Source organism: Mycobacterium sp. E740, from assembly GCF_001672895.1.
In the GTDB taxonomy this organism is placed as follows: domain Bacteria; phylum Actinomycetota; class Actinomycetes; order Mycobacteriales; family Mycobacteriaceae; genus Mycobacterium.
Window position 1 is genome coordinate 1 of the sequence record NZ_LZKP01000216.1, and the last position, 26508, is coordinate 26508.

Genomic DNA, 26508 nt, shown 5'->3' on the forward strand with positions numbered 1-26508 from the left:
ATCGTCGACGCCGCAAGCGCTTTCTTGATGTCGTCTTTCGCGCAGCCGATGATCGCGCCGAACAGCAGGGTGACCGCACCGACGATGACGACGCCCAGCTGTGCGGTCGGCGCCAGGTCGAACACCGGCCCGGACCGCACGATCAGGTAGACACCCGCGGTCACCATCGTGGCGGCGTGGATCAGCGCCGACACCGGTGTCGGACCCTCCATCGCGTCACCGAGCCAGGACTGCAGCGGAACCTGTGCCGACTTCCCGCACGCGCCGAGCAGCAACAGCAGCCCGATCGCGGTCAGCACACCTTCACTGGCCCCGGGCGCGGCGGCGAAGACGCCGTTGAAGGAGATCGTCCCCAGGTAGGCGAACATCACCATCAAGGCGATGGCAAGGCCCATGTCGCCGACGCGGTTCGCGACGAACGCCTTCTTGGCCGCCGTGGCCGCCGACGGCTTGTGCGTCCAGAAACCGATCAGCAGGTAGGACGCCAAACCGACGCCCTCCCAACCGAAATACAGCCCGAGATAGTTGTCGGCGAGCACCAGCAGCAGCATCGCGGACAGGAACAGGTTCAGGTACGCGAAAAAGCGCCGCCGCCCCGGGTCTTCGGCCATGTAGCCGACCGAGTAGATGTGGATGAGCGAGCCGACGCCGGTGATCAGCAGCACGAAACACATGGACAGCTGGTCGAGTTGAAGCCCGAAGTCGACCTGCAGCCCCGCGACCGGCACCCAGGAGAACAGCCCCTCGTGAACCGCGCGGTGTTCGGCGTCGCGGCCCAGCATGCCGGTGAACAGCACCGCGCCGACGACGAACGAGGCGATCGCCGCGGCACAGCCCAGCAGGTGTCCCCAGCCGTCGGTCCGGCGCCCGCCGAGCAGCAGGATCGCCGCGCCGGCCAGCGGCAGCGCGATGGTCAGCCAAACAGGAATCGTCATCGCTCCTCTAGTGTTTCAGCAGACTGGCCTCGTCGACCGAGGCCGACTGGCGGGCGCGGAAGATGGTCATGATGATGGCGAGGCCGACCACCACCTCGCAGGCCGCGACCACCATGGTGAAGAACGCGACGACCTGGCCGTCCAGCTGGCCGTGCATGCGGGAGAACGACACGAACGCGAGGTTCGCCGCGTTCAGCATCAGTTCGACGCACATGAACATCACGATGGCGTTGCGCCGCAGCAACACTCCGCCCGCACCGATCGTGAACAACAGCGCCGACAGATAAAGATAGTTGTCGGGATTCATTCCCCGCCCCCTGTGCCGTTGGTCGCGGTAACCGTCCGCTTCTGCAGGATCGGGCTGACGGACAGGTCCGACCCGGAGCCGTCGGGCAGTCGGGCCGCGATGTCGACGGCGTTGTTGCGCGCGAACACACCGGGATTGGGCAACGTCGTCGGATATCCGCCGGGCCGGAACCGTTCCTCGGCGAGTTCGCGCTGGGTCTTGCGGCGCTCGAAGCGCTCCCGGTGCGCGAGCACCATCGCGCCGAGCGCAGCGGTGATCAGCAGTGCGCTGGTCAACTCGAAAGCCCACAGGTACCGGACGAAGATCAGCGCCGCCAGACCCTCGACATTGCCGCCCGCATTGGCTTGCCCGAGGCCGGCGAAGCCCCCGGCCGAGACGTTGCCGATGCCGCCGATGAGCAGGATCCCGAAGCCGACTCCGACGACGATCGCGGCAACCCGTTGTCCGCGAATGGCTTCCACCAGCGACTCCGAGGAGTCGACGCCGATGAGCATCAGCACGAACAGGAACAGCATCATCACCGCGCCGGTGTAGACCACGACCTGCACGACGCCGAGGAACAGCGCACCCTGGGAGATGTAGAACACGGCCAGCACGATCATCGTCGTGGCCAGGAACATCGCCGAATACACCGCTTTCGGCGCGATCACGACCCCGAGCGCGCCGAGCACCGCGACGGCTCCCAGCACCCAGAACAGCACGGCCTCGGTGGTGGAGGTGTGCCCGGGCGCGTCGGCGGCGACGGCCGCGAGCACGTCAAGCCTCATCGCGCGTCTCCGGCGACTTTGTCGGCAGCCTGGGTGACGGGCCCGACATTGCCCAGGTAGTAGTCGTCATCGGTGGTGCCCGGTGCCATCGGATGCGGCGGCGCCAGCATGCCCGAGCGCAACGGCGCCAACAGCTTGTCCTTGCCCCAGATCAGGTCGGCGCGGTTGTCGTCGGCCATCTCGTAGTCGTTGGTCATCGTCAGCGCGCGGGTGGGGCAGGCTTCGATACACAGCCCGCACCCGATGCAGCGCAGATAGTTGATCTGGTAGACGCGCCCGTAACGTTCGCCCGGCGAATAGCGTTCGTCTTCGGTGTTGTCGGCGCCCTCGACGTAGATGGCGTCGGCGGGACATGCCCAGGCGCACAGTTCACAGCCGATGCACTTCTCCAGCCCGTCCGGATGCCGGTTCAGTTGGTGGCGGCCGTGATAGCGCTTCGCGACCGGTCCCGGTTTCTCCGGATACTCCTCGGTGATCGGCTTCTTGAACATCGTCCCGAACGTGACCGCGAAACCTGCTAACGCGTCGAGGAACTTAGGCATTGGCTCGCTCCTTGGTGGCGGTCGGCTTCTCGGTGGTCGGCAGCGGCGGCGTTGGGAAGATCTCCGGATCGAGCCTCTGCTCGGGAATCGTGCGGATGTCTCTGCGGCGCAACGACCGCCACACGGTGACGACGATCAGCAGCGCGACGATGGTGCCGAGTGAGGCCACGGTCGTCGTGACTTGGGCGAAGCCCTCGTTGCGCAGCGCCCGCGCCGTGGCGACGATCATGATCCACGCCAACGAGAACGGGATGAGGGCCTTCCAGCCCAGGCCCATGAACTGGTCGTAGCGCATCCTGGGCAGCGTGGCTCGCAGCCAGAAGAACAGGAACATGAAGCCCCACACCTTGGCGATGAACCACAGCAACGGCCAGAAGCCGGTGTTGGCGCCGTCCCACATGTTGATCGGCCACGGCGCGTGCCATCCGCCGAGGAACATCGTGGTCGCCAGCGCGGACACCGTCGTCATGTTGACGTACTCGGCCAGCATGAACATCGCGAACTTGATCGAGGAGTACTCGGTGTGGAAGCCACCGACGAGCTCACCCTCGGCCTCGGGCAGATCGAAAGGCGCACGGTTGGTTTCGCCGACCATCGAGGTGACGTAGACCAGAAAGGACGGCAGCAGCAGGAAGACGAACCAGACACCGTCTTGCGCGGCCACGATGCCGGACGTCGACATCGTGCCGGCGTAGATGAAGACGGCCACGAAAGACAGCGCCATCGCGATCTCGTAGGAGATGACCTGTGCGCTCGAACGAATTCCCCCGAGCAGCGGGTACGTCGAGCCGGATGCCCAGCCGGCCAACACGATCCCGTACACGCCGATCGAGGTGGCGGCGAGGATGTACAGCACCGCGACGGGCATGTCGGTCAGCTGCAACGCGGTGCGGTGACCGAAGACCGAAACCTCTCCGCCCATCGGGATGACCGCGAACGCGATGAACGCGGGCACCGCCGAGATGACCGGCGCCGCAAGGTAGACGAACTTGTCAACCCCGGCGGGGATCAGGCCCTCTTTGAGCGCCAGCTTGACGCCGTCCACCAGTGACTGCAGCAGCCCTTTCGGACCGACGCGGTTGGGGCCGAACCGCATCTGCATGCGTCCCAACAGCTTGCGCTCGATCAGGATCGCCGAGAGGACCGACAGCATCAGGAACGCGAAGATCGCGACCGCCTTGCCGACGATCAGCCACCAGGGGTCGTGTCCGAACAGTGTCGGGTCGGGATGGATCACGGCTCGGCCCGCCCGATCGACACGACGTCTCCGGGGGAGACGCCCAGGCTTTGATGGACCGCCGAACCGGGGGAGTTCAGCGGTAGCCAGAGCACCCGGTCGTCCATGTCGGTGATGGCCAACGGCAGCGTGATCGATCCACGCGGTGTCCGCGCGGCCACCAACTCGCCTTCTGCCACACCGATTTCGGCGGCTGTTGTTGCCGACAGCCGCGCCACCGGCGCGCGGGCGGTGCCGGCCAGATGCGGCTCCCCGTCCTGCAGTCGACCCTCGTCGAGAAGCATGCGCCAACCGGAGAGCACTGCTTGGCCCGCGGCCGGCGCAGGCGGCTCCGACGGCGCGAGGTCCGGCGCGGCCGGGCGTCGGCCGGCCCACATCCCCAGCCGCGACATCTCCTCGCCGGCCGCCGACGCGTTCGGCAGGTTCAGCGCCACCCCGATCTCGTCGGCCAGGAAGTTCAGCACCCGCAGATCGGGAATCGCGTTCGTCTTCAGCGACGGCTGGAACGGGCGAAGCCGGCCCTCCCAGTTCAGGAACGAACCGGCTTTCTCGACCACCGGTGCGATCGGGAACACGACGTCGGCGACGGCGGTCACCGCGCTTTCGCGCAGCTCGAGGCTGACCACGAACGGCGCCGACTCGATCGCCGCCATTGCCGCGGCGGGATCCGGCAGATCGGCGACCTCCACCCCGCCGACGAGCAGGGCGCCCAGTTCGCCGCTGCGTGCGGCCTCCAGGATGGCGGTGGTGTCCCGGCCCGGCGTGTTCGGCAGGTCGCCGACGTGCCATGCCGCGGCGGTCTGCGCTCGGGCTGCGTCGTCACCGATGGGCCGCCCGCCGGGCAGCAGGTTGGGCAACGCACCGGCCTCCGTCGCGCCCCGCTCGCCGGCCCGTCGCGGCACCCAGGCCAGCCGGGCGCCGGTCGCCGCCGCCAATCTGCTTGCCGCAAAGAGCGCTCCGGGCGAGGTGGCCAGCCGCTCGCCGAGCATGATGACGGCGCCCGGCAGCTTCAACTGCGGGTCGTCGGACAGCGCGTCGAATGCGGCGGCCTCGCCACCCGGCACCGTTGCGACCAGTCGGCCACGTAGCTTGGCCAGGCTGCGGGTCGCGAACGGCGCGATGGAGAGGACTTGTAGCCCTTTCTTGCGCGCCGCTTTGCGCAGCCGCAGGAACACGATCGGCGATTCCTCTTCCGGCTCGAACCCGGCCAGCAGTACCGCCGGCGCGTTCTCCAGGTCGGTGTACGTCACGGTCATCGGTTGCCCGGCGACGTGAGCGGCCAGGAAGTCGGCCTCTTCGGGGCTGTGCGGTCGGGCGCGGAAGTCGATGTCGTTGGTGTTGAGCACGATTCGCGCGAACTTCGAATACGCGTAGGCGTCTTCGACGGTCATCCGCCCGCCCACGAGCACGCCGGCGCTTCCGCTGGCGGCCGCCAGGCCGTTGGCGGCCACCGCGAGGGCCTCGGACCACGACGCGGCCCGCAGCTTGCCGTCCTCGTCGCGGATCAGCGGGGTGGTGATCCGGTCACCCTGGGTGGTGTAGGTGAACGCCCAGCGGCCCTTGTCGCAGTTCCACTCCTCGTTGACCTGCGGCTCGTCACCGGCCAAGCGGCGCAGCACTTTTCCGCGCCGGTGGTCTGTGCGCTGGGCGCATCCCGACGCGCAGTGTTCGCACACGCTGGGGCTCGACACCAGGTCGAACGGCCGCGCCCGGAACCGGTACGCCGCTCCGGTCAGCGCGCCGACGGGGCAGATCTGCACGGTGTTGCCCGAGAAGTACGACTGGAACGGCTCGCCCGGCGCGATGCCGACCTGCTGCAGCGCGCCGCGTTCGAGCAGATCGATGAACGGGTCACCGGCGATCTGTTCGGAGAAGCGGGTGCAGCGCGCGCACAGCACGCACCGCTCGCGGTCCAGCAGCACCTGCGAGGAGATGTTGATCGGCTTGGGGAAGGTGCGCTTGACGTCTTCGAAGCGGGTTTCGGCGCGACCGTTGGACATCGCCTGGTTCTGCAACGGGCATTCGCCGCCCTTGTCGCACACCGGGCAGTCCAGCGGATGGTTGATCAGCAGCAACTCCATGACACCCTGCTGCGCCTTGTCGGCCGCCGGCGAGGTGTACTGCGTCTTCACCACCATGTCGGGTGTGCAGGTGGTGGTGCACGACGCCATCGGTTTGCGCTGGCCCTCCACCTCGACGAGGCACTGGCGACACGCGCCCACGGGGTCGAGCAGTGGATGATCGCAGAACCGCGGGATCTGGATCCCGATCAGTTCGGCAGCGCGAATCACCAACGTGCCCTTGGGCACACTGACGTCCACCCCGTCGATGACGACGCTGACCATCTCCACCTCGGTGGCCGAGGTATTGGCGCCGGTGTCTGCTGTCTGCGTCACTGGGACGTCCACCCCCTCGTCTCGCGATGACAACGCGCCATCACACCGCCGCCCCTTCGGTCGCCATCAGCGTGGAGGCGTGCGGGTCGAACGGACACCCGCCGTCCAGATGCGCCACATACTCGTCGCGGAAGTACTTGATGGAGGACATGATCGGGGCCGCCGCACCGTCGCCCAGCGCACAGAACGCTTTCCCGAAGATGTTGTCGGAGATGTCGAGCAGCTTGTCGATGTCGGCCTCCGTGCCGGCGCCCGTCTCGAGGCGCTCGTAGATCTGGGCCAGCCAGTACGTGCCTTCTCGGCACGGCGTGCACTTGCCGCACGATTCGTGGGCGTAGAACTCCGTCCAGCGGCGCACCGCCCGCACCACGCAGGTGGTCTCGTCGAAGATCTGCAGCGCCTTGGTGCCGAGCATGGTGCCCACGCTCGCCATCCCTTCGTAATCCAGTGGCACGTCGAGATGTTCGTCGGTCAGCAGCGGGGTAGACGAGCCGCCCGGCGTCCAGAACTTCAACGTGTGTCCGGCGCGGACACCGCCCGCATACTCGAGCAGTTCGCGCAGCGTGATGCCGAGCGGCGCCTCGTACTGGCCCGGTGTCGTGACGTGACCCGACAGCGAGTACAGCGTGAACCCTGGCGACTTCTCGGTGCCCATCGACCGGAACCAGTCCACGCCGTTGAGCAGGATGGGCGGCACGCTGGCGATCGACTCGACGTTGTTGACGACGGTTGGGCAGGCGTACAGGCCCGCCACCGCCGGGAACGGTGGCCGCAGCCGGGGCTGGCCGCGGCGGCCCTCCAGCGAGTCCAGCAGCGCGGTCTCCTCGCCGCAGATGTAGGCGCCCGCGCCGGCATGCACAATCAGTTCCAGGTCGAAGCCCGAACCTTGGATGTCATTGCCGAGGAAACCGGCCTCGTGCGCTTCGGCGACCGCGGCGTGCAAGCGCCGCAGCACGGGCACCACCTCACCGCGAAGATAAATGAAGGCGTGGTGCGCGCGAATCGCATAGGCCGCGATGATCGCTCCCTCGACGAGGAAGTGCGGCGTCGTCAACATCAACGGGATGTCTTTGCACGTACCGGGTTCCGACTCGTCGGCGTTGATCACCAAGTAGTGCGGCTTGGCGCCCGCGCCGGTGTCGTCCTGCGGGATGAACGACCACTTCGTTCCGGTCGGGAAGCCTGCGCCGCCTCGCCCGCGCAGCCCGGAGTCCTTCACCAGCGCGATCACGTCGTCGGGGTCCATCGCCAGCGCCCGCTCCAGCGCGCGATACCCGCCGTGCCTGCGATAGGTGTCCAGTGACCAGGGTTCGGGTTCGTCCCAGAACTGGCTGAGTACGGGTGTCAGAGCTGTCATGCGCGCGAATCCGTTGCGTCCGGGTTGGTTTCGGTGGTGTCCGGCTTGGGCGGAACAGTCGCCGAGGGGCCGGGTGCGGACGCGTTCTGGGTGGCTTCGGCCGCGGCCTTCTCGTCGTCGGGCGCACCGCCGGAGGCCGTCCCCGTGTTCGCGTCGGGCGCTTGCATGCCGCGTTCGCGCGCCACCCGCAGGCCCGCGAGCGTGGCATCGCCGATTCTGCCGCCACCGGAGCGCGGATCGGGCAACCCGGCCAGCGTGCGCGCGGTCTCGCGGAACGTGCACAGCGTCACGCCGCGGGTCGGTTCCTGGGGTTCACCGGCGCGCAGTCCGTCGACGAGTTCGCGTGCCGAGGAAGGGGTCTGGTTGTCGAAGAACTCCCAGTTGACCATCACCACCGGCGCGTAGTCGCATGCCGCGTTGCACTCGACATGTTCGAGGGTGATGCGGCCGTCGGCTGTCGTCTGGCCGGCGTGCACGCCGAGATGGTCCTGCAGCGCCTCGAGGATCGCGTCGCCGCCCATGACCGCGCACAGCGTGTTCGTGCAGACTCCGACGAGGTAGTCGCCGGTCGGCGTGCGCCGGTACATCGAGTAGAAGGTGGCCACCGCGGTGACCTCGGCGTCGGTCAATCCCAACTGCTTGGCGCAGAACGAGATACCGGCCGACGTCAGGCAGCCGTCCTCGGACTGCACGAGGTGCAGCAGCGGCAGCAGCGCCGACCGTGACTGCGGATAGCGCGCGATGATCTTCTCGGCGTCGACGGCCAGTCTCGCGGTCACGTCGTCCGGATACGACGCCGGCCCGTGGATCGGCGGGCCGGGTTCGTCGGGTCGCTGACCGAGCTCGAGGAATACGCTCATCTGTCCACCCCACCCATCACCGGGTCGATCGACGCCACCGCGGTGATCGCGTCGGCGACCATTCCGCCCTCACACATCGCCGCGACCGCCTGCAGGTTGTTGAACGACGGATCCCGGTAGTGCACCCGATAGGGGCGGGTGCCGCCGTCGGAGACCATGTGCACACCGAGTTCGCCTCGGGGAGACTCGATTCCGACGTACACCTGGCCGGCAGGAACCCGGATCCCCTCGGTGACCAGTTTGAAGTGGTGAATCAGACCCTCCATCGAATGGCCCATGATCTTCGCGATGTGCTCGGGGGAGTTCCCCAGCCCGTCGGGACCGACTTTCAGGTCGGCCGGCCAGCCCAGCTTCTTGTCCTCGATCATCACGGGTCCCGGCCTGAGGCGGTCCATACACTGCTCGACGATCTTCAACGACTCACGCATCTCCTTCACCCGGATCAGGTACCGGCCGTAGGAGTCGCAGCCGTCGTCGGTGATGACGTCGAAGTCGTAAGTCTCGTAGCCGCAATAGGGTTGGGCGCGCCGCAGGTCGTGTGGCAGGCCGGTGGAACGCAGGCACGGCCCGGTGATGCCGAGCGCCATACAGCCGGTCAGGTCGAGGTAGCCGATGCCCAGCGTGCGGGCCTTCCAGATGTAGTTCTCGTTGAGCAGGTCCTCGAGATCCTTGAGCCGCTTGGGCATCAACTCCAGCAGGTCGCGGATCTGGGGGATCGCTTCGTCGGGCAGGTCCACCGCGACCCCGCCGGGACGCACGTACGCGCTGTTCATCCGCAGGCCGGTGACGGTCTCGAAGACCGACAGGATCAGTTCGCGCTCACGGAATCCGTAGAACATCGCGCTCATCGCGCCGAGTTCCATGCCGCCGGTCGCCAACGCGACGAGGTGCGACGAAATCCGGTTGAGCTCCATCATCATGACGCGGATGACGCTGGCCCGCTCCGGGATCGCGTCGGTGACACCGAGCAGCTTCTCGACGGCGAGGCAGTAGGCCGTCTCGTTGAAGAACGGCGACAGGTAGTCCATCCGCGTCACGAAGGTGACGCCCTGCGTCCAGTTGCGGAACTCGAGGTTCTTCTCGATCCCGGTGTGCAGGTAGCCGATTCCGCACCGCGCCGAGATGATCGTCTCGCCCTCGATCTCGAGGATGAGCCGCAGCACACCGTGGGTCGAGGGGTGCTGCGGGCCCATGTTCACGACGATCCGCTCGCCGGCGTGCGACGCGGCGGCTTGCTTGGCCAGTTCGACCACCTGGTCCCAATCCTGGCCGCCCACAACGACAACCGTCTCGTTGCCCGACTCGCCCGCCGACGAGGTGCCGCCCTGCGTGGGCGGGACGTGCGAAATGCTCATCAGCTGTAGGCCCTCCGCTGATCGGGCGGCGGGATCTCGGCGCCGTGGTACTCCACCGGAATGCCGCCCAACGGGTAATCCTTGCGTTGCGGATGGCCCACCCAGTCGTCCGGCATCTCGATGCGGGTGAGGGCGGGGTGGCCGTCGAAGATGATGCCGAAGAAGTCGTAGGTTTCGCGTTCGTGCCAGTCGGTGGTCGGATACACCGCGAACAGCGACGGGATGTGCGGGTCGGCGTCCGGCGCGGCGACCTCCAGCCGGATCCGCCGGTTGTGGGTGATCGACATCAGCGGGTAGACGGCGTGCAGTTCACGCTCGGCGTCGCCGGGGTAGTGCACTCCGCTCACCCCGAGGCAGAGTTCGAAGCACAGCTGCGGGTCGTCGCGCAGCGCCTGCGCCACCACCGGCAGTTGTTCGCGCTGCACCTCGAGCGTGAGCTCGTCGCGGTAGACGACCACGCGCTCGATGGAGGCGGCGTAACCGTCCTCGCCGAGCACCTCCTCGAGCCGGTCGACGACGTCGTCGAAATAGCCCCCGTAGGGCCGCGGCGAGCTCCCCGGAAGCGCCACCGGCCTGACCAGGCGACCGTAGCCCGAGGTGTCGCCCGTTCCCCTCGCCCCGAACATGCCGCGGCGCACGCCGATGATCTCCGGTGCGCCCCCCGCACCGTTGCCGTCCGCCTCGCTCATCGCAACAGGCCCTTGAGCTCGATCGTCGGAGTGACGGCCAGTGCGGCCTGCTCGGCTTCCCGGATGGCCTCTTCGCGATGCACGCCGAGTGGCATCTCCTGAATCTTGTCGTGCAGCTTCAGGATCGCGTGCAGCAGCATCTCCGGACGCGGCGGGCAACCGGGCAGGTAGATGTCGACCGGCACGACGTGATCGACGCCCTGCACGATCGCGTAGTTGTTGAACATGCCGCCCGACGACGCGCAGACGCCCATCGCCAACACCCATTTCGGTTCGGCCATCTGGTCGTAGATCTGCCGCAACACCGGGGCCATCTTCTGGCTGACCCGGCCCGCGACGATCATCAGGTCGGCCTGCCGCGGGGTCGCCGAGAACCGCTCCATGCCGAAACGGGAGATGTCGAACCGCGGGCCTGCCGTCGCCATCATCTCGATCGCGCAGCAGGCCAGCCCGAACGTCGCAGGCCACAGCGATCCCTTGCGGATGTAGCCGGCGACCTTCTCGACCGTGGACAGCAGGATTCCGCCCGGCAGTTTCTCCTCTAGTCCCATGCCAGACCCCCCCGCCGCCACACGTAGGCGTAGGCCACGAACACCGTTGCCATGAACAGCAGCATCTCTACCAGCGCAAATAGCCCCAGACTGTCGAAGGCCACCGCCCACGGGTAGAGGAACACGATCTCGATGTCGAAGATGATGAACAACATCGCGGTCAGGTAGTACTTGATCGGAAACCGCTGGCCGGCGGGCTGACCGGACGGGCCGCCGTGCGCCACCGGCTCGATACCGCATTCATAGGCCTCGAGCTTGGCGCGGTTGTAGCGCCGCGGGCCGACCAGCAGAGCAATGCCGACCGAGCCGACCGCAAAGGCAGCCGCAATAGCGCCAAGCACCAGGATTGGCGTGTACAAATCCATACCGAGCAAACGCTCCCTCGTGGGCTGTTCGATGTGAGCTTACCCACACCCTAGCGGGCTTTGGGATGCGCGCCACACCTTTTGGTTAGTATCGCTATTGGCAACGCCTGGCTATGTCGTCATGCCCTCAATGAGCAAGTGCGACAGGCGAATACGTGATTTCTAGCTATCGCACCAGAGTGCGCAACAGCGACGCCACGGCGTCCCCGAGCCGGATCGGGTCGATGGGGTGCGGCACCGCTGCTTCCGCGCGCGACCACCGGGCCAACCATGCGTCGTCCGGGCGGCCGGTGAGCACCAGGACCGGCGGACAATCGGCGATCTCGTCCTTGAGCTGCTTGGCGATTCCCAACCCTCCGGTCGGGGTGGCCTCACCGTCGAGGATCACCAGGTCGAAGCCGCCCTGGTCCATCTGTCGAATGACCATGGGGCCGGTCGCCACCTCGAAGTAGGACAGCTCGGGCAACTCCGGGTGCACCCGCTTGCCGAGTGCCAACCGGACCTCTTCTCGGGTCCTGGGGTTGTCGCTGTAGACGAGGACCCGCAGCGGACGCGATGACTCGACCATGCGGCGATGGTACGGCTAGTTCTAATCGCCGGACTCCTCAACGCGGCTTTTCAGCCGCTTGATCGTCGTACGGCTAGTGCGCGTGTCGGAAGACCAAGTCGCCGGAGATCGTCGCGTTGTCACCGATCATCCCGACGAGGTTGCCGTCGACGCCGAAGTCCTGCCGGTTGACGGTGGCTTTGGTTACGAGTCGCATCCCGCCGTCACCGACCGGCGCGACCTTCGTTCGCAGTGTCAGCGGTTTGGTGGTGCCTCGGATCGTCAGCTCGGCGCGCAGGTCGACGGTTTCGCCGTCGACCGCATCGGCCCCGGACACGACTACGGTGATCTCCGGAAACTCTTCGGCCGCAAAGAAATCTGCGGAGTGCAGATGCGCGTCGCGCTTGCCGATTCCGGTGCGAAGGGATGCGGCGTTGATGTCGATACGGCCGGAAACCGTTTGCGGAGAGGTCAGTTGGCCTTCACCGCTGAATTCGGTGAAGCGGCCTTTGACGGGCACCAGGCCCCACATCGACTTGGCCTTCACCGCGATGGTGGACTGGCCCGGATCGAGCCTCCACGTCCCCGCCGAGGCTGGATCGCTGAAAAACTCACTCAGGCTTGCCATGTCATCTCCTCAGGCTTCGCTCGACTCGAGCAGCGGGGCGATCTCCGCTGGGTCGAAGTACTCGTCGATCCGGCTGATCAGCCCGTTGTCGCCGAGCTTGATCACGATGCCGACTCGCATTGCGATGACCCCGCCATTGCGGCCGGTCGCGTGCAGAACGTGCTGCTGGACGAAGCCGCCTTCGAACAGCTGCCGATCGAGAATCTCGTACCGCCGCTGCGTCGTGGTGCCGATGAACCAGTGCAGGACCCGTAGCGCCGAGTCCTTGGCGCGGTCCCGGTCAGCGACCTTCCACACGACGATGTCGTCGTCCCACAGCTGGTCGATCGCGTCGTGGTCGCCGGACTCGATCGCCTGGAACAGGCGATCGGCCACATCGACGACGGTCACGGCCCTACTTTAACCGCGATTTGTGCGTGAAAATGATCGCTCGCCGATCGAAAACACTCACAAGTCACCGGTAACCGGGGTGGTTGACGTCGAGTCGATGCCCCACGATCGTGCGCAGCACCGGCAGCACGTCGGGCTCTCTGCCGTCGAGTTCGCCGGCACGGATCGCGGCGGCCAGGTGCGGTTCGTCGCGATAGCCGATCGCGGCGAGCGCGTCGGTGACCTCCGAAGCCGATGTGTCGGACAGTTCGCGTTCGACGATGCGCAGCACGTTGGCGGCGACGCGAGCGTGGAAGTTGAGCCGACCCTCGGACCCCGTCGCGTCGCGCACGTCGTTTTCCAGGAATCCCGCGACGACGGCGACGAGTTCGGCCGCGCTCGGCCGGCCGTACAGCCAGCTCATCGGGGACCCCTTCCCTCCAGCAGATCCAGCACGTCCCATTCCGTTTCGCTGACCCGCCTGCCGATCGCGGCCAGCTCCACCGACGGCGTCTGGCCCGACAGGTGGCGTTCGGCTTGAAACCGGCAGATGACTCCCCAGCGGAGCGTAGCCACGGTCAGCCACCACCGGAACGTGTCGCGGTCGAGAGTCTCGCCCGCGGCGGATTCGTATGCCCGGAGAAAGGTTTCGACGCTGCCGAGGCCGCCGGCGCCGAGTTCTTCCGGCGCGCCGAACCGCCAGGCCCGGATGCAGAACCACGCCAGGTCCTCGTACACCTCGCCGAGGTGCACCAGCTCCCAATCGAGGACAGCCGCCAGGCCGGACGGGTCGACGATCAAGTTGCCCATCCGGAAATCGCCGTGCACCAGCACCTGTCGTGACGGAGCGGGACGATTGGCGCTGAGCCAGCGGAACGCCCACTCGAAAGTGGCTGTGGTGTCGCCCATCTCGTCGAGTCGGTCACGCCACTCGGCGAGCTGGTCCGACGGCGGCACACCGATACCGTGATGATCGGCGCGGTGAATGGCGGCCAGCGCCTGCGCGCACTGGTCCAGCAGCCGCGCACGGGCGCTGTCGTCGAGCGCTCGGTGGATTCGCCGGACGATCGTCTCGCCGTCGATGGCCTCGCAGATCAGATACGGGTTGCCCAGCGCGGCGGTGGAGTTGTCGGCGGTCAGGATGTGCGGGACCGCCGCTCCGGCCGCCGCCGCACGCTGCTGCACACGCGCCTCCAGTTCCATCGAAGCGTGTACATCGTCGGGTGGCCCGGTGCGCAGAATCAGCGCACGGTCCCCGTCCGAGGTCACCGCGTCGAAGGCCCATGTCGTACGACTCGCGCCGCCGGTCAGTGCACGCAGATTTTCGACGGCGACATCGTCACCGAGAATCGGTCGCAGGACGGCCTCGAGTCGGTCCTTCACTTGCGCCCGAACCCGAACAGCCGCTGGGCGACCCGCCGGATCTGGATCTCCTCGGCCCCTTCGGTGATCCGGTACCGGCGGTGGTGGCGGTAGATGTGCTCGAGCTGCTCGTGCCTACTGTAGCCGAGCCCGCCGAGCACCTGCATGGCCCGGTCCGCAGCCTCGCATACCAGTCGATTGGCCCGGTAGTTTGCCATCGACACCTTGTCGGAGACCTCCATGTGGTGGTTGCGGTCCAGTTCGGATGCCGCGTAGTACACCAGCAGCCGCACCATCTGCGCCTCGGTCTGCAGTTCCACCAGCGGCCACTGCACGGCCTGGTTCACCGCCAGCGGTTTGCCGAACACGTTGCGCTCCTTGGCGTATGACACCGCCCTGTCGATGCAGTACTGGGCCGCGCCGAGGCTGCTGGCGGCCTGGCGGATCCTGTTCTCGTGCAGGAAGGTCTGTCCGACCTCGAGGCCACGGTCCACTTCGCCGAGCACCGCGTCGGCGGGCACGCGGACGTCGGCCAGTTCGACCTCACCGTGATCGGTGGGCATGTTGAACGTCCACCAGTAGTACGGCACCGTGAATCCGGGAGTGTCCGTCGGCACCAGGAACGCCGTGATGCCCCGCGCCTGACCTGGTTCACCGGAGGTGCGCGCGAAGATCAAATCGTGGGTGGCCCGGTGCACGCCGGTGTTCCATCGCTTGCTGCCGTTGATCACCCACCCGTCACCGTCGCGCACCGCGACGGACTCCAGCCAGGTGGCGTCCGATCCGTGGTTGGGTTCGGTCAGGCCGAACGCCATCGACCGCTCGCCGGTGATCAGCGCCTCGGTCCACTCGGCTTTCTGCGCGTCAGTGCCGAACCGGTCCATCATGATGACCTGAGGGAAGTTGCCGACGATCGACGACTCGTCCTGCAAGTCGTTGTGCAGGCCGAGTCCCTTGTGCGCCAGATGTTCTCGAATGACGGCCATGTCGAGGTTGCTGCCGTCGCGCCCGCCGAACTGTGACGGCAGGCCGTAGCGCAGCCAGCCCGCCTTGTCTGCGCGACGGCGCATCTCGCCGAGCAGGTCCTCCCATTCCCGTCGCGGGATACCGCCGTTGTCCCAGTCGGTGCGGGCGTGTTCGCGGCGCTTGTCGAAGTACTGGATGTGCTCGCGTTCGAGCGGTTTGATCTCGGCTTCGATGAAGGCGTCCATCTCGTCGAGCAGACCGGGCAGATGGTCGGGCAGGGAGAAATCCACGGTGATGTCCTTTCCGGGCGTTCAGAACCCGTAGAGCGTCTTCTTCCAGATCGTCGACAGCGTGGCCACGGCGTCCTCGTCGGTGATCTGGACGCCGAGGCCGGACGTCCCGACGAACACGGTCGTGAAGTTCTCGAAGAGCAGCGCGATCGCCGCGGCGGTGTGCTCGGGATCGAGTTCGGCGCTGTAGCCCTGCTCCTGCGCCCGGCGCACCGACGCCGCGACGATGTCGATCCCGAAGCGCCGGAACTCGTTCTGCACGGCGGCGAATCGCGGTTGCGTGCCCGCGAGCTGAGCGACGGCGATCATGATGCCGATGTTCTGCTTGAACATGTTCCAGTAACCGGTGACGACCGTCCGGAAGAACGCGTCGTCATCCGGTGAGCCGGGCAGGTCCAGGCCCGCCCAGGAGGGCTCGACCACGTCGCGCAGGAACGACTGGGCGAGCACCGCCAGCAGGTCTTCCTTGTCGGTGAAGTAGCGGTAGAACACGGCGGTCGACTTGCCCGCCGCCGACGTGATGTCACTCAACGTCGTACCGTGAAAGCCGCGTTCGGCGAACAACTTGCGAGCCGCGGTCTCGATCGCCTCGCGGGTTTGGCGCCCCTTGGCGCTCAGTGTCCCTGACGGTCCGGTCGGCACGCCGGCTCAGCCCAGAATCCGGTCGCCGGCCCGGAGCAGCGAGCTCGGTAGCTCGTGACCGACGAGGCGCTGCGCCACACCGGCTGCGTCGATCGCGGCGTCCAGGTCGACATCGACGTGAACACCACTGTCGCGCAACAGGTATACGAGGTCTTCAGTGGCGATGTTGCCGCTCGCGCCCGGCGCAAAAGGGCACCCGCCGAGGCCGCCCACCGAGGCGTCCAGTCGGGTCACCCCGGCGCTGACGGCGGCGTACGCGCTGGCGAGCCCGGATCCGCGGGTGTTGTGGAAGTGCGCGCCCAGCGGCACGTCGCCGATCAGCGGGCGCAGTTCTTCGATCGTCTGGCTGACTCGGCGCGGCGTGGTGGTGCCGATCGTGTCGGCGATCGCCAACCGGTCGACACCGCTCGCCAAGGCGGTGGTGATCACGTCGATCACCCGCTGATGCGGTGTGGGGCCGTCGAACGGGCAATCCCACGTGGTCGCGACGATCACCTCGACGGTTGCGCCGCTGTCGTGCGCAATCGCGGTGATCTCCGGTATCAGCGCCGTGGACTCCGCCGCGGTACGGCCGACGTTGGCCCGACTGTGGCCGTCGGATGCAGACACCACGTACTCGATCGACGTCAGCCCCGCGGCGATCGCGCGTTTGGCGCCGTTGGGACTGGCGACCAACGCCGAAAAGTCGATGCCATGCGAGTCGCGGAACTGCTGTAGGTGCGACGCGAGTTCGGCCGCGTCGGCCAGCGCGGGCACCTTCGAGGGCGAGACGAATGCGGTCGCTTCCATCTCGCGCACACCTGCCGCCGCCACAGCTGCGAGCAGTTCGAGCTTGTCGGACAGGGCAATCGGCTCTTCGATCTGCAGGCCGTCGCGCAGCGAGACGTCACGAATGTCCACATGCGAAGGCAGTTCGGTCACAGCACTCCTTCCGCCCGCAACGCGTTGAGTTCGTCCGCACTTCGGCCCAACAGGTCGCGGTAGATCTCGTCGTTGTGCTGACCTGGCCGCGACGAGCCGGCGAACCGGATGGTGCCCGGTGTCTCCGACAGCACCGGGACGACACCGGGGCCCTTGACGTTTCGGCCGATCCGCTCGTCGTAGTGATCGGCGATCATTCCGCGCGAGGCGAACTGCGCATCCTCGACCACCTCGGCGACCGTGTTGATCGGTCCTGCGATCACGCCTGCAGCACTGAGGGTTTCGATGATGTCGGCCGGCTGGCGGTCAGCGGCCCAGTCGCCGATGATCTTGTCCAGTTCGTCCTGGTTGCGCCCGCGGGCCACGTGGTTGGCGAACCGGTCGTCGACGGCCAGTTCGGGGCGGCCCATCGCCGCGCACAGCCGCCGGAAAACGGTGTCCTGGTTGGCCGCGATCACCACCCAACTGCCGTCGGCGCTGCGGTAGATGTTCGAGGGCGCGATACCCTCCAGCCGGGTGCCCGACGGGCCGCGCACCACGCCGCCGACGTCGTAGTCGGGGATCGTCGATTCCTGGACGGCCAAGCAGGATTCGGTCAAGGCCGCGTCGACCACCTGGCCATCGCCGGTGACCGAACGACGGTACAGCGCCGCCAGTGCGCCCTGGGCGGCGAACATGCCAGCGAGGCTGTCGCCCAGCGACAGGGCCAGCCGCGGTGGCGGGCCGCCGGGAAACCCGTTCATGTGCCGCAGCCCGCTGGCCGCCTCGGCGACGGAGGCGTACCCCGCCTTGTGGGCTTCGGGGCCGGTCTGCCCGTAACCGGAGACGCGGACCAGGATGATGCCGCGGTTACGCTCGCGCAGCACGTCGTAGCCGAGGTTCCATTTTTCGAGCGTGCCTGGCCGGAAGTTCTCCACGATGATGTCGGAGCGCTCGACCAACTCCAGGAACAGCGTCCGCCCTGCCTCGGTCCGCAGGTTGAGCGTCACCGCCTTCTTGTTGCGCGCGTGCACCGTCCAGAAGAAGTGGTGTCCATCGAGTTCGGCTTGTCCCCACGTGCGCAGCGGATCCGGCGCACCCGGCGGCTCGACCTTGATCACCTCGGCGCCGAGGTCGCCGAGCAGCCGCCCGGCGAAGGGCCCGGAGATCAGCGTGCCGACCTCGATCACACGGATGCCGTCCAGCGGACCCGTCACCGTCATTGCGAGAAACCGTGCCTGTGCAGCCAGTCGGTGACGACGCCGACCGCCTGCCGCAGCTTGTCGCGCTGGTCGGGGCCGGCGTAGTAGTGGTTCGCGCCCGGGATCTCGTGCATCTCCTTGTCATGATGCCCGATCGCCTCGAACAGCCGGCGCGTATGGCTGGGGGTGCAGGCGTCGTCGGCGAGGTTGCCGATCACCAGCGTCGGCACCGCGATATCCGGGCCGCACCGCACCGCGTCGCCGTTGGCGTCGTCGTAGCTCCATTGCGACAGCCAGCTGCGCAGTGTGCAGAACCTGGCGAGTCCGACCGGGCTGTTGTTGACCACAGCGGGATCGCCCAGATAACAGGTGCCGGGTTCGCGTTCGTTCGGGTCGACGGTCGGGTCCAGCCAGCGGGGGTCGGCCATGGTGCCGTGGACGACGAACGCGAACTCGTCGTCGGGCCGGCCGGCTGCCTTGAGTTCAGCCAGTTTGGCCTTGACCCACTTAGTGATTCGGCGGTTGCGGTCGATCTGCGCCTGCCGGTAGCGGTCGAGGAACTCCTGGCTGTAGGGCGGCTGGTTCGGGTTGTCGGGGTTGTAGAGGTCGAGTTCGGGGTCGCGCTTGGTGGGATCGGACTCGTCGAGGATCGACGCGTCGAGCCACTCGGTCATGGTGCCGTGGCGGCTGATGTGCGCGGCCAGCAGCATCACTCCGTCGGCGGGGATCAGGTTGAGCTTGGTCAGGTCAGGGCCGTCGCCCGACGGGCTGGCGGTGACCGTGGGGTGCTGCGCCTGCTGCTGGTAGAACACCGACAGCGAACCGCCCCCGCTCCAGCCGGCCAGCACCACCTTCGAGTAGCCCAACCGGTTCTTGGCGTCCTTGACGCACTCGCCGAGGTCCTCGACGACCTTCTCCATCAGCAGCGCGGAGTCGGTACCGCGAAAGCGGCTGTTGCAGTAGATGACGTGATGCCCCGCCCGCGCCAGCGCGTTGATCATCGGCAGGTACGCACCACCGCCGATCGGGTGCATGAAGACCAGCACGGTGTCGGAGGGCTTGTCCTTGGGCCGCAGCAGGTAGCTTTCGAGCACCACCAGTTCGGCCACGCCGCCGTAGACGTCACGCACCCCCGAAGTGTTCTGGTAGGCAACGAGATAGGGGATGCGGTCGTATTCATTCTTCACCGCGGTCGTCATGCGTGCTGCCCGAGATCGTGTGCCAGCACCTCGGGCGACGGGGTCAGTCGTCTGGTCGCGTCGATCGAGATGACGTACCAACCGACGCGGTCCTGTTCGTCGAACTTGCGCCGCGCCCGCTCCCGGGCCTTCTCGGGCGCGCCGTGGTGCACGCCTTGCGGGGCATGGCTGACCAGACCGGGCGGCATGGGAATGCCGAAGAGGTCCCCGCCGTGGAAGAACGAGACCTCGTCGTAGTCGACGTTGCGGTGATACCACGGCGGTCGTTCGGTGCCGGGCACGCTTTCGGCGGGCCGCGGCAGGAAGTTCATCACCGCCACGCCCGTCGCCTGCATGAACAGGTGCACTGTCGGCGGCAGGTGCACACTCTCGCTGGCGATGACGTTGTAGTCGGCGATGTTGAACGTGAACGGGAAGTTGTCGCCACGCCACCCTTCGACGTCCAACGGATTGTGTTGGTAGAAAAGGGATGTCGGGCCGCCCTCGTGCACGAGACGGACTTCGTACTCGGCCCGGTCGTCGTCCTCGATCGGCTGCGGTTCCGGAACGGTGACCTGCGACGGGTCGAACGGGAAATGCCGACCGAGCGGTCCCGGGGGCGGCACACGGAACTCGTCGGCCGCTTCGACCATCAGCAGCGTGGTCTCGCTGTCGGGAACGTGCCGCCAGGTCGTCGCTTTCGGCATGTAGACCCAGTCGCCCTCGCGGTAGTGAAGGGGCCCGAACTCCGTCTCGAGCAGGCCCGCACCGCGGTGCACGAACGCGAGCAGGTCACCGTCGACATGGCGCACGAAGAACGGCATCTCCTCGCTGCGCCGGCTCAACGAGATCCGGCAGTCCGCATTGCTGAAGAGCAGCAGGGGAGTGCCGGCGGCGTCGGTGGCGTCGCTGGGTTTGAGCTCACTGCTCATCACATCGACCGGGCGCAGCGGACCGGACGCGCGATATGCGGTGGGGTCGTGGCGGCGGTAGATGTTCGCGGTCCGGCCGACGAACCCGCCGCGGCCGAGCTCGTCGTCCTTGAGCCCGTCGAGGTCGGCGTGCAGTCGCTTGGGGGTGCGGCCCTTGCGGAGGTGGACAAACGATTCCATGGTTCGCTCCATCGTCGACACCGGCGGGCCGCAACAATGGCGGCCACAGAAGTGAAACTGAGTTTAGTTTTACTTCCGGTACAGAGTCAATCCTCCAGATCGACCCGGATGCTCAACAGGTTCGTGCCGAAGGTCCGCACACCGAAGCTGTTGAACTGCGGCAGCGAGCGCAACCGCTCTTGCGGATCGTCGTCGGGAACCAAGTGGGCAGTGCCCTTGTGCCACTTGCCCTTAAGTCTCACCCGCACTGCGGGATTGGCCTTGATGTTCTTGACGTAGTGCGACTTCTCGCCGAACTCGGAGACGAACCAGAACGCGTTGCCCTCCCGGCGCCCGCCGAGCGGGGTGCGCCGGGGTTGACCCGACTTGCGGCCCGTCGTTTCGAGCAGCGTCTGGAACGGCAACACCTTCATCAGCCGGTTCGCGACGTTCTTCTGGAACAGCTTCGTGGTCCGATCGCGCAGATCGTCGGCCATTGTCACCCCTTCGGTTCACACCATCGCGGTTCGCGACACCTTCATACCCAGTCTGAGCGCTCCGGCGAGTTCCCGGCTCGTGTCGTAGTCGAAGATGACGTGGCCGGCCAGCACGTCGACGTCGCGCTTGATCCGCTGCAGCGGGTTGTCGACGAAATGGGCGCTGGCCCCGGACGCCTCGAGCAACAACCCGATGACCTCCCGGGATTCGTGCACGATGTGCGCCGCCGCCATCCGCGCCGCCCCCCGAACCGGCCGCGGCACCGGATCGCCGGTGGCGACGACGGTTTCCAGTTCGCCCACCGTGTCGGCCAGTAAGCCGCGCAGCGCCCGTAACCGGACCTCGGCCTCGCCGAGGCGAGCCTGGGCGATCGGCTTGTCCTTCTGCATGACGCCTTCGTAAGCCAGGACGCGTTCGGAGAGGCGCTCGGCGTAGATCTCGGCGACCCGTTCGGCGCTGCCGAGCGCCGGCATCGCCGCCAGCAGCGCCAGCGCGGGCACCATCGGCCAGCGATAGGTGTCCGCATCGTGCAGCGCGGCGCCCGGGGCAGTCCCGCCGTAGATGTCGGAGACCCGGGCCAGGCGATGCTGTGGGACGAAGGCGTCGCTGATCACCACGTCGTTGGAACCGGTGGCCCGCATACCGTCGGTGTGCCAGACGTCGTCGATCACCACCTCGTCGATCGGCAGCAACGCGAGTGCGGGATAGATCTCGTCGTCGGCGCCGCACAGCGCACCGACGATGATCCAGTTCCCGTGCATCACGCCGGTGGCCCACGACCACCGGCCGCTGAGCCCTATCCCGCCTTCGACCGGCAGCCCTCGACCGGTCGGGGCCAGGGGAGCGGGCGCCAGGAACGGGCGGACCGCGAACGCCTCGTCCTGGGCGCGCTCGTCGAACAGCGCGAGCATCCAGTTGTGCAGGATGTAGAAGCCGACGGTCCACGCGGTCGACGCGCAGCCGTGCGCCATTCGTCGCACCGGATCCAGAATCGCCGGTAGCGGCGCCTGCAGGCCGCCGTAGCGCGCGGGCACCAGCAGGTCGGTGAGGTTTGAGGCGGTCAGTTCGTCGATCGTTTCGGGCGGCAGCCGGCGCAGCCGTTCGGCCTGCGGCGCACGTTTGGCGAGCCGGGCCACGAACTCGGCGTCGACCAGTGACGTGGCCGAGGCGGCGGTCATGCGCAGGACGCTACCATACTTTTTTGTATGGAACGTCCCGGCTCAGTCGGCGAGCATGATGTCGAGGAACCGTTCCCGACCCGCCACGACCTTCGCGCTGGCCTTCGAACGCGAGAGGTGCAAGAAGCCGATTCCGGCGGCGAATGTGGCGTTGGCGCGCAAGTCGGCCTCGTCCGAGTCGAAGCCGTGATCGACGAACGCCTGCCGAACCGCTTCCAGCACGCGGGCGTCCGATGCCCGCACGCCCGCGGCTACCGCGGCATCGGTGCGCGCCCATTCCCGCATCGCGCGTTCGAGGGGCCAGTGCCGGGCGTCGACCAGTGCCGCCATCATTTGCGACAACCGCTGCCGCGGCGCCAGCTCCCTCAGCGTGGCGAAATGCTTGCGATCGGCGTCGCGCACCTCGCCCCACGCCTCGATGAGCGCCCCCCGATAACCGGCCATATCGGTGAAGTGCCAGTAGAAACTGCCTTTGGTCGCCCCGACCCGGGCGCACAGCGAATCCAGCTTGAGGCCTTCGATGCCCTGCTCGGCGAGAATCGAAAAACCGGCTTGAATCCAGTCCTCGACGGTGCGTCGGGGCGTTGCCATGCTGAAAAGCCTACGGTCCGGGAACGCGGCCGCCGCGGTCCGCGACGGCTGCTCGGCCGACGTTGACGTCAATAACAATCCGCCCTGCGACGCGCCGCGCGACATGGGGGAGGATTTCTCCTGTGCTGATCATCATGTTTTACTGCTCACGCGACAACTGAAATTTTCTCGGTCCGTTCGGCGGCCCCGGGCTCAGTCGAGCGGGCATGACATCGCAGTGAAAAAGTTGCTGTGGTGTCGATGGCGATCGCTCGATCGCAGACGGAACGGCCTCGTAAGCGGCACCGGAAGATGGATGGACTTGCAGAATGAGCTTGATTGACAAGATTCGTGGCCCGTGGGCTCGGCGCTTCGCGGTGGCAGCCATCGCGGCGGCACTGCTGCCCGGCGTGGTGAGCCTGACCGGCCAGTCGGCCACCGCCGGGGCGTTCTCCCGGCCCGGCCTGCCGGTCGAGTACCTGATGGTGCCCTCACCGTCGATGGGCCGCGATATCAAGGTGCAGTTCCAGAAGGGCACCGGCTCCAAGGCGGTGTACCTGCTCGACGGCCTGCGCGCCCGCGACGACTTCAACGGCTGGGACCTGGAGACCCAGGCGTTCGAGTGGTTCTACGAGACGCCGCTGTCACTGATCCTCCCGGTGGGCGGCCAGTCGAGCTTCTACTCGGACTGGTATGCGCCGGCGTGCGGCAAGAACGGCTGCCAGACCTACAAGTGGGAGACGTTCCTGACCAGCGAGCTGCCGCAGTGGCTGTCGGCCAACCGGGGCGTGTCCCCCAGCGGCAACGCCGCGGTCGGCCTGTCCATGTCCGGTAACTCGGCGATGATCCTGTCGGTCTACCACCCCAACCAGTTCATCTACGCCGGGGCGCTGTCGGCGTTCCTCAACCCGTCGGAAGGCCAGTGGCCGTTCCTGATCAACGTCGCGATGGGCGACGCGGGTGGCTACAAGGCCAACGACATGTGGGGCCGGACCGAGGACCCGAACAGTGCGTGGAAGCGCAACGACCCGATGCTGCAGATCCCTGCGCTGGTCGCCAACAACACCCGGCTGTGGGTCTACTGCGGTAACGGCAAGCCGAACGAGCTCGGTGGCGCGAACATGCCCGCCGAATTCCTCGAGGGCCTGACGATCCGGACGAACATCACGTTCCGCGACAACTACATCGCCGCGGGCGGCAAGAACGGCGTGTTCAACTTCCCGGCGTACGGCACGCACAGCTGGGAGTACTGGGGTCAGCAGCTTCAGCAGATGAAGCCCGACCTGATCTCGCACCTGGGCACCTAAGCCAAGTCGAAGGTCCCCGGACGCCCCGAAGCGTCCGGGGACTTTTGCGTTCGGCGGCTTCGGCGTGGGCCCAGGTGAACAATGAGGCCCATGAGCGCAGTCAACGCCTTGGTCGCACATCAGGACGCCGAAGCAGAAATCACCCTCCGCCACGAAGTCGTCGACGACACGTACCTGCCTGACGGTGACGTGACGGTCGCCGTCGAGTACTCGGGCATCAACTACAAAGACGCCCTGGCGGTGACGCCGAAAGGTGGTGTCGCGCGCGCATATCCGCTGATTCCCGGCATCGACGCGGCCGGCACCGTGACGGCGTCCTCGTCGCCGGAATTCGCGGTCGGCGACCGAGTCGTCGCCCACGGCTACGACATCGGCACCGGACGGCACGGCGGGTACGCCGACACCGCCCGTTTTCCGGCCGACTATGTGGTCAAGCTCGACGGGCTGACGACGGCGGAGGCCGCCGCGATCGGCACCGCCGGATTCACTGCGGCCATGAGCGTCAACGCGATTCGAGCACATGGGGTGCGACCGCAGGACGGCCCGGTACTGGTCACCGGGGCGACCGGGGGAGTCGGCAGCATCGGCGTCGACCTGCTGGCCGGCCTCGGCTACGAGGTGATCGCCTCGACAGGCAAGGCGGACGCACACGACTATCTCATGGGCCTCGGCGCGTACCAGGTGATCGGTCGGCTACCCGAAGAGGGCGAGAAGGTGCGTCCGCTCGGCAAATCGAAGTGGGCGGCCGTCTTGGACAGCGTCGGCGGCGACACGCTCGCTTACGCCCTGAGCACATTGAATTACGCGGGCGTCGCTGCGATCTCGGGCCTGGCGAGGTCGGCCGACCTCCCGACGACGGTGATGCCGTTCATTCTGCGCGGCGTCACCCTGGCAGGCATCGACTCCGTGCAGCTGGAGATCGAGCCGCGCCGCGAAATCTGGGCACAGCTGGAAGGCGAGCTCAAGCCGAAACACCTCGCCGACATCACGACAGACGTGTCGGTGCTCGACGCGCCGCATACGTTGCGCACGATCATCGGCGGCGGCGTCACCGGGCGGACCAGAGTCGTGGTGCACGACGGCTTCTAGCGCGCTGCAGCGCCGCGAACCCGGCCTACTTCAGCTCGGCCGAGGACAGACCGAGCAGGCGACGCGCCACCACCAGCAACTGGATCTGCTGAGTGCCCTCGAAGATGTCGAGGATCTTGCTGTCGCGGGCCCACTTCTCGAGCAGGGTGACCTCCGAGTATCCGACGGTGCCCGCCAGTTCTACGGCCTTGAGAGTGACGTCGCTGGCCACGCGACCGGCTTTCGCCTTGCCCATCGACGCTTCCTTGGAGTTGGGGATGTCGTTGTCGGCCTGCCACGCCGAACGCACCATCAGCAGATAGGCTGCCTCCCAATCGGATTCCATCCGCAGGAACTCCGCTGCGGGCGCGCTCTGCGCGTATGACGGCTTGTCGTAGGAGATCTCGACGCCCGCCTGGGTGAGGATCTTGCGCAGTTCCTCGAGCGCGGCCCGGGCGATGCCGACAGCCATCGCGGCGACGACGGGCCGGGTGTTGTCGAAGGTCTCCATGACCCCGGCGAAACCCTTCTCCACGTGGATCTCCGGGCTGCCGAGCAGGTTCTCCTTGGGGATGCGCGCGTTGTCGAACCGGAGGACAGCGGTGTCGGAGGCCTTGATGCCGAGCTTGTCCTCGAGCCGCTCGACGGACACGCCGGGATGCTCGCGCGGCACGATGAACGACTTGATCGCCGCGCGGCCCAGCGATTTGTCCAGTGTCGCCCACACCACGATGTGAGTTGCCCGCGACCCGGCGGTGACGAAGATCTTCTCGCCGTTGATCACATACTCGTCGCCCTCGAGCCTGGCCGTCGTCGTCACCGCGGCCGAGTCGGACCCGAAGCCGGGTTCGGTGATCGCCATCGCGGCCCAGACGTCCTTGCCGAGCCCCTCGAGCTGCTCCTTGGTGGCGACGCTGGAGATCGCGGCGTTACCCAACCCCTGACGGGGCACTGAAAGCATCAAAGCCACGTCGCCCCAACTGATCTCCATCACGTTGAGCACTGCGGACATGTTCGCGCCGTTGTGGTTGACGTCCTTGGGTTCGTCGCCACCCGCGAAGGCCTCGGCACCGGCGAACGCGATCGCGTTCGCACCCTGGATGCCCTCGAACAGCGTGGCGAGAGTATCGAGTTCCACCGGATATTCGTGCTCGCGCAGATCCCATTTGCGCGATATCGGTCGCAGCATCTCCGCGGCGCCCTGATGCGCCTTCTCGATGACGGCCTCGAGCTTGCGGGGCAGTTCCAAATTGATTGCCATGAGTCGACTTTCGCTCGTAAGACCTAGATGACCACGACGCCCTCGGCCACACCGATGGCGCGCAAATCGCGGTACCAGCGTTCGACCGGG

Annotated in this window: 30 protein-coding genes; 2 read left to right on the forward strand and 28 right to left on the reverse strand. The window is 67.0% G+C overall.

Annotation, left to right across the window (positions count from 1 at the left end; translation table 11 throughout):
• The 26 genes from A5663_RS20990 to A5663_RS21115 form a co-directional block, all read right to left on the reverse strand.
• On the reverse strand, positions 1 to 935 hold a 935-nt coding region (locus A5663_RS20990), incomplete at its 3' end, for an NADH-quinone oxidoreductase subunit L (protein WP_156744594.1).
• 7 nt (positions 936 to 942) lie between these two features.
• Positions 943 to 1242, reverse strand: a complete 300-nt coding sequence (nuoK, locus tag A5663_RS20995; protein WP_068153662.1) for an NADH-quinone oxidoreductase subunit NuoK — start codon at positions 1240 to 1242, stop codon at positions 943 to 945.
• Positions 1239 to 2009, reverse strand: coding sequence for an NADH-quinone oxidoreductase subunit J (locus A5663_RS21000; protein ID WP_068153663.1), 771 nt, complete (start codon positions 2007 to 2009; stop codon positions 1239 to 1241). Before A5663_RS21000 ends, nuoK begins: the two co-directional genes overlap by 4 nt.
• Positions 2006 to 2551, reverse strand: coding sequence for an NADH-quinone oxidoreductase subunit NuoI (gene nuoI, locus A5663_RS21005; protein WP_068153664.1), 546 nt, complete (start codon positions 2549 to 2551; stop codon positions 2006 to 2008). The genes A5663_RS21000 and nuoI overlap by 4 nt, the downstream gene beginning before the upstream one ends.
• Positions 2544 to 3788, reverse strand: coding sequence for an NADH-quinone oxidoreductase subunit NuoH (gene nuoH / locus A5663_RS21010; RefSeq protein WP_068153665.1), 1245 nt, complete (start codon positions 3786 to 3788; stop codon positions 2544 to 2546). The genes nuoI and nuoH overlap by 8 nt, the downstream gene beginning before the upstream one ends.
• Positions 3785 to 6184, reverse strand: coding sequence for an NADH-quinone oxidoreductase subunit G (locus tag A5663_RS21015; RefSeq protein ID WP_068153666.1), 2400 nt, complete (start codon positions 6182 to 6184; stop codon positions 3785 to 3787). Before A5663_RS21015 ends, nuoH begins: the two co-directional genes overlap by 4 nt.
• A gap of 40 nt (positions 6185 to 6224) precedes the next feature.
• On the reverse strand, positions 6225 to 7541 hold the full coding sequence (nuoF, locus tag A5663_RS21020; protein WP_068153667.1) for an NADH-quinone oxidoreductase subunit NuoF: 1317 nt from the start codon (positions 7539 to 7541) through the stop codon (positions 6225 to 6227).
• Positions 7538 to 8401 carry an NADH-quinone oxidoreductase subunit NuoE gene (nuoE, locus tag A5663_RS21025; protein ID WP_068153668.1) on the reverse strand — a complete coding sequence of 288 codons (864 nt, stop codon included), beginning with the start codon at positions 8399 to 8401 and terminating at the stop codon, positions 7538 to 7540. The genes nuoF and nuoE overlap by 4 nt, the downstream gene beginning before the upstream one ends.
• On the reverse strand, positions 8398 to 9756 hold the full coding sequence (gene nuoD / locus A5663_RS21030) for an NADH dehydrogenase (quinone) subunit D (protein ID WP_068153669.1): 1359 nt from the start codon (positions 9754 to 9756) through the stop codon (positions 8398 to 8400). Before nuoD ends, nuoE begins: the two co-directional genes overlap by 4 nt.
• Positions 9756 to 10445: an NADH-quinone oxidoreductase subunit C gene (locus A5663_RS21035; RefSeq protein ID WP_068153670.1), complete on the reverse strand. Its 690-nt coding sequence runs from the start codon at positions 10443 to 10445 to the stop codon at positions 9756 to 9758. The genes nuoD and A5663_RS21035 overlap by 1 nt, the downstream gene beginning before the upstream one ends.
• Positions 10442 to 10996 (reverse strand): NADH-quinone oxidoreductase subunit B family protein, encoded by a 555-nt coding sequence (locus A5663_RS21040; RefSeq protein ID WP_015305533.1) that lies wholly within the window; start codon positions 10994 to 10996, stop codon positions 10442 to 10444. Before A5663_RS21040 ends, A5663_RS21035 begins: the two co-directional genes overlap by 4 nt.
• Positions 10987 to 11361, reverse strand: a complete 375-nt coding sequence (locus tag A5663_RS21045; RefSeq protein ID WP_068153671.1) for an NADH-quinone oxidoreductase subunit A — start codon at positions 11359 to 11361, stop codon at positions 10987 to 10989. Before A5663_RS21045 ends, A5663_RS21040 begins: the two co-directional genes overlap by 10 nt.
• A gap of 166 nt (positions 11362 to 11527) precedes the next feature.
• The gene (locus tag A5663_RS21050) at positions 11528 to 11929 is read right to left on the reverse strand and encodes a response regulator transcription factor (protein WP_068153672.1); all 402 of its coding nucleotides are present in this window, start codon (positions 11927 to 11929) and stop codon (positions 11528 to 11530) included.
• A gap of 73 nt (positions 11930 to 12002) precedes the next feature.
• Positions 12003 to 12536 carry a YceI family protein gene (locus A5663_RS21055; RefSeq protein ID WP_068153673.1) on the reverse strand — a complete coding sequence of 178 codons (534 nt, stop codon included), beginning with the start codon at positions 12534 to 12536 and terminating at the stop codon, positions 12003 to 12005.
• Positions 12537 to 12545: 9 nt separating this feature from the next.
• Positions 12546 to 12926, reverse strand: a complete 381-nt coding sequence (locus tag A5663_RS21060) for a nuclear transport factor 2 family protein (protein WP_068153674.1) — start codon at positions 12924 to 12926, stop codon at positions 12546 to 12548.
• 64 nt (positions 12927 to 12990) lie between these two features.
• Positions 12991 to 13329, reverse strand: coding sequence for a DUF6285 domain-containing protein (locus A5663_RS23685; protein ID WP_068153675.1), 339 nt, complete (start codon positions 13327 to 13329; stop codon positions 12991 to 12993).
• On the reverse strand, positions 13326 to 14288 hold the full coding sequence (locus A5663_RS21070; protein WP_068153676.1) for a phosphotransferase family protein: 963 nt from the start codon (positions 14286 to 14288) through the stop codon (positions 13326 to 13328). The genes A5663_RS23685 and A5663_RS21070 overlap by 4 nt, the downstream gene beginning before the upstream one ends.
• Complete coding sequence (locus A5663_RS21075; protein ID WP_068153677.1) at positions 14285 to 15523, reverse strand: acyl-CoA dehydrogenase family protein; 1239 nt, start codon at positions 15521 to 15523, stop codon at positions 14285 to 14287. Before A5663_RS21075 ends, A5663_RS21070 begins: the two co-directional genes overlap by 4 nt.
• 21 nt (positions 15524 to 15544) lie before the next feature.
• The gene (locus A5663_RS21080) at positions 15545 to 16165 is read right to left on the reverse strand and encodes a TetR/AcrR family transcriptional regulator (protein ID WP_068153678.1); all 621 of its coding nucleotides are present in this window, start codon (positions 16163 to 16165) and stop codon (positions 15545 to 15547) included.
• A gap of 6 nt (positions 16166 to 16171) precedes the next feature.
• The gene (locus tag A5663_RS21085; RefSeq protein ID WP_068153679.1) at positions 16172 to 17086 is read right to left on the reverse strand and encodes a hydroxymethylglutaryl-CoA lyase; all 915 of its coding nucleotides are present in this window, start codon (positions 17084 to 17086) and stop codon (positions 16172 to 16174) included.
• Positions 17083 to 18288: a CaiB/BaiF CoA-transferase family protein gene (locus A5663_RS21090; protein WP_068153680.1), complete on the reverse strand. Its 1206-nt coding sequence runs from the start codon at positions 18286 to 18288 to the stop codon at positions 17083 to 17085. Before A5663_RS21090 ends, A5663_RS21085 begins: the two co-directional genes overlap by 4 nt.
• Positions 18285 to 19454 carry a S9 family peptidase gene (locus tag A5663_RS21095; protein ID WP_197503500.1) on the reverse strand — a complete coding sequence of 390 codons (1170 nt, stop codon included), beginning with the start codon at positions 19452 to 19454 and terminating at the stop codon, positions 18285 to 18287. Before A5663_RS21095 ends, A5663_RS21090 begins: the two co-directional genes overlap by 4 nt.
• Positions 19455 to 19462: 8 nt before the next feature.
• A complete protein-coding gene (locus tag A5663_RS21100; protein WP_068153687.1) occupies positions 19463 to 20557 on the reverse strand; it encodes a homogentisate 1,2-dioxygenase in 1095 nt (364 codons plus the stop codon).
• Positions 20558 to 20643: 86 nt separating this feature from the next.
• On the reverse strand, positions 20644 to 21033 hold the full coding sequence (locus A5663_RS21105; RefSeq protein WP_068153682.1) for a nitroreductase/quinone reductase family protein: 390 nt from the start codon (positions 21031 to 21033) through the stop codon (positions 20644 to 20646).
• Positions 21034 to 21048: 15 nt separating this feature from the next.
• Positions 21049 to 22212 carry an acyl-CoA dehydrogenase gene (locus A5663_RS21110; RefSeq protein ID WP_068153683.1) on the reverse strand — a complete coding sequence of 388 codons (1164 nt, stop codon included), beginning with the start codon at positions 22210 to 22212 and terminating at the stop codon, positions 21049 to 21051.
• Positions 22213 to 22254: 42 nt separating this feature from the next.
• Positions 22255 to 22803, reverse strand: coding sequence for a TetR/AcrR family transcriptional regulator (locus A5663_RS21115; protein WP_068153688.1), 549 nt, complete (start codon positions 22801 to 22803; stop codon positions 22255 to 22257).
• Between the two features lie 308 nt (positions 22804 to 23111).
• Between A5663_RS21115 and A5663_RS21120 the strand changes: the two genes are divergently transcribed.
• Entirely contained in the window at positions 23112 to 24089 is a 978-nt protein-coding gene (locus A5663_RS21120; protein WP_068153684.1) for an esterase family protein, read from the forward strand.
• Between the two features lie 90 nt (positions 24090 to 24179).
• Positions 24180 to 25178, forward strand: a complete 999-nt coding sequence (locus A5663_RS21125; protein WP_068153685.1) for an acryloyl-CoA reductase — start codon at positions 24180 to 24182, stop codon at positions 25176 to 25178.
• Between the two features lie 25 nt (positions 25179 to 25203).
• On the opposite strand, the gene A5663_RS21130 is transcribed toward A5663_RS21125, so the two are convergent.
• Positions 25204 to 26418, reverse strand: coding sequence for an acyl-CoA dehydrogenase family protein (locus A5663_RS21130; protein WP_068153686.1), 1215 nt, complete (start codon positions 26416 to 26418; stop codon positions 25204 to 25206).
• Positions 26419 to 26441: 23 nt separating this feature from the next.
• Positions 26442 to 26508: hypothetical protein (locus A5663_RS23890; protein WP_369816681.1), on the reverse strand; the 67-nt coding region annotated here is incomplete at its 5' end.

Excerpts from the sequence above, each read along its gene's own strand:
- A5663_RS21100 (WP_068153687.1), bottom strand. The coding sequence starts at position 20,557 with ATGGAATCGTTTGTCCACCTCCGCAAGGGCCGCACCCCCAAGCGACTG.
- A5663_RS21125 (WP_068153685.1), top strand. The coding sequence starts at position 24,180 with ATGAGCGCAGTCAACGCCTTGGTCGCACATCAGGACGCCGAAGCAGAA.
- nuoK (WP_068153662.1), bottom strand. The coding sequence starts at position 1,242 with ATGAATCCCGACAACTATCTTTATCTGTCGGCGCTGTTGTTCACGATC.
- A5663_RS21105 (WP_068153682.1), bottom strand. The coding sequence starts at position 21,033 with ATGGCCGACGATCTGCGCGATCGGACCACGAAGCTGTTCCAGAAGAAC.
- nuoD (WP_068153669.1), bottom strand. The coding sequence starts at position 9,756 with ATGAGCATTTCGCACGTCCCGCCCACGCAGGGCGGCACCTCGTCGGCG.
- A5663_RS21130 (WP_068153686.1), bottom strand. The coding sequence starts at position 26,418 with ATGGCAATCAATTTGGAACTGCCCCGCAAGCTCGAGGCCGTCATCGAG.
- A5663_RS21035 (WP_068153670.1), bottom strand. The coding sequence starts at position 10,445 with ATGAGCGAGGCGGACGGCAACGGTGCGGGGGGCGCACCGGAGATCATC.
- A5663_RS21045 (WP_068153671.1), bottom strand. The coding sequence starts at position 11,361 with ATGGATTTGTACACGCCAATCCTGGTGCTTGGCGCTATTGCGGCTGCC.
- A5663_RS23685 (WP_068153675.1), bottom strand. The coding sequence starts at position 13,329 with ATGAGCTGGCTGTACGGCCGGCCGAGCGCGGCCGAACTCGTCGCCGTC.
- A5663_RS21115 (WP_068153688.1), bottom strand. The coding sequence starts at position 22,803 with ATGGCAACGCCCCGACGCACCGTCGAGGACTGGATTCAAGCCGGTTTT.
- A5663_RS21055 (WP_068153673.1), bottom strand. The coding sequence starts at position 12,536 with ATGGCAAGCCTGAGTGAGTTTTTCAGCGATCCAGCCTCGGCGGGGACG.
- nuoF (WP_068153667.1), bottom strand. The coding sequence starts at position 7,541 with ATGACAGCTCTGACACCCGTACTCAGCCAGTTCTGGGACGAACCCGAA.
- A5663_RS21120 (WP_068153684.1), top strand. The coding sequence starts at position 23,112 with ATGAGCTTGATTGACAAGATTCGTGGCCCGTGGGCTCGGCGCTTCGCG.
- nuoE (WP_068153668.1), bottom strand. The coding sequence starts at position 8,401 with ATGAGCGTATTCCTCGAGCTCGGTCAGCGACCCGACGAACCCGGCCCG.
- A5663_RS21000 (WP_068153663.1), bottom strand. The coding sequence starts at position 2,009 with ATGAGGCTTGACGTGCTCGCGGCCGTCGCCGCCGACGCGCCCGGGCAC.
- A5663_RS21110 (WP_068153683.1), bottom strand. The coding sequence starts at position 22,212 with ATGACCGCCGCCTCGGCCACGTCACTGGTCGACGCCGAGTTCGTGGCC.
- nuoI (WP_068153664.1), bottom strand. The coding sequence starts at position 2,551 with ATGCCTAAGTTCCTCGACGCGTTAGCAGGTTTCGCGGTCACGTTCGGG.
- A5663_RS21050 (WP_068153672.1), bottom strand. The coding sequence starts at position 11,929 with ATGGTCGAGTCATCGCGTCCGCTGCGGGTCCTCGTCTACAGCGACAAC.
- A5663_RS21040 (WP_015305533.1), bottom strand. The coding sequence starts at position 10,996 with ATGGGACTAGAGGAGAAACTGCCGGGCGGAATCCTGCTGTCCACGGTC.
- A5663_RS21090 (WP_068153680.1), bottom strand. The coding sequence starts at position 18,288 with ATGACGGTGACGGGTCCGCTGGACGGCATCCGTGTGATCGAGGTCGGC.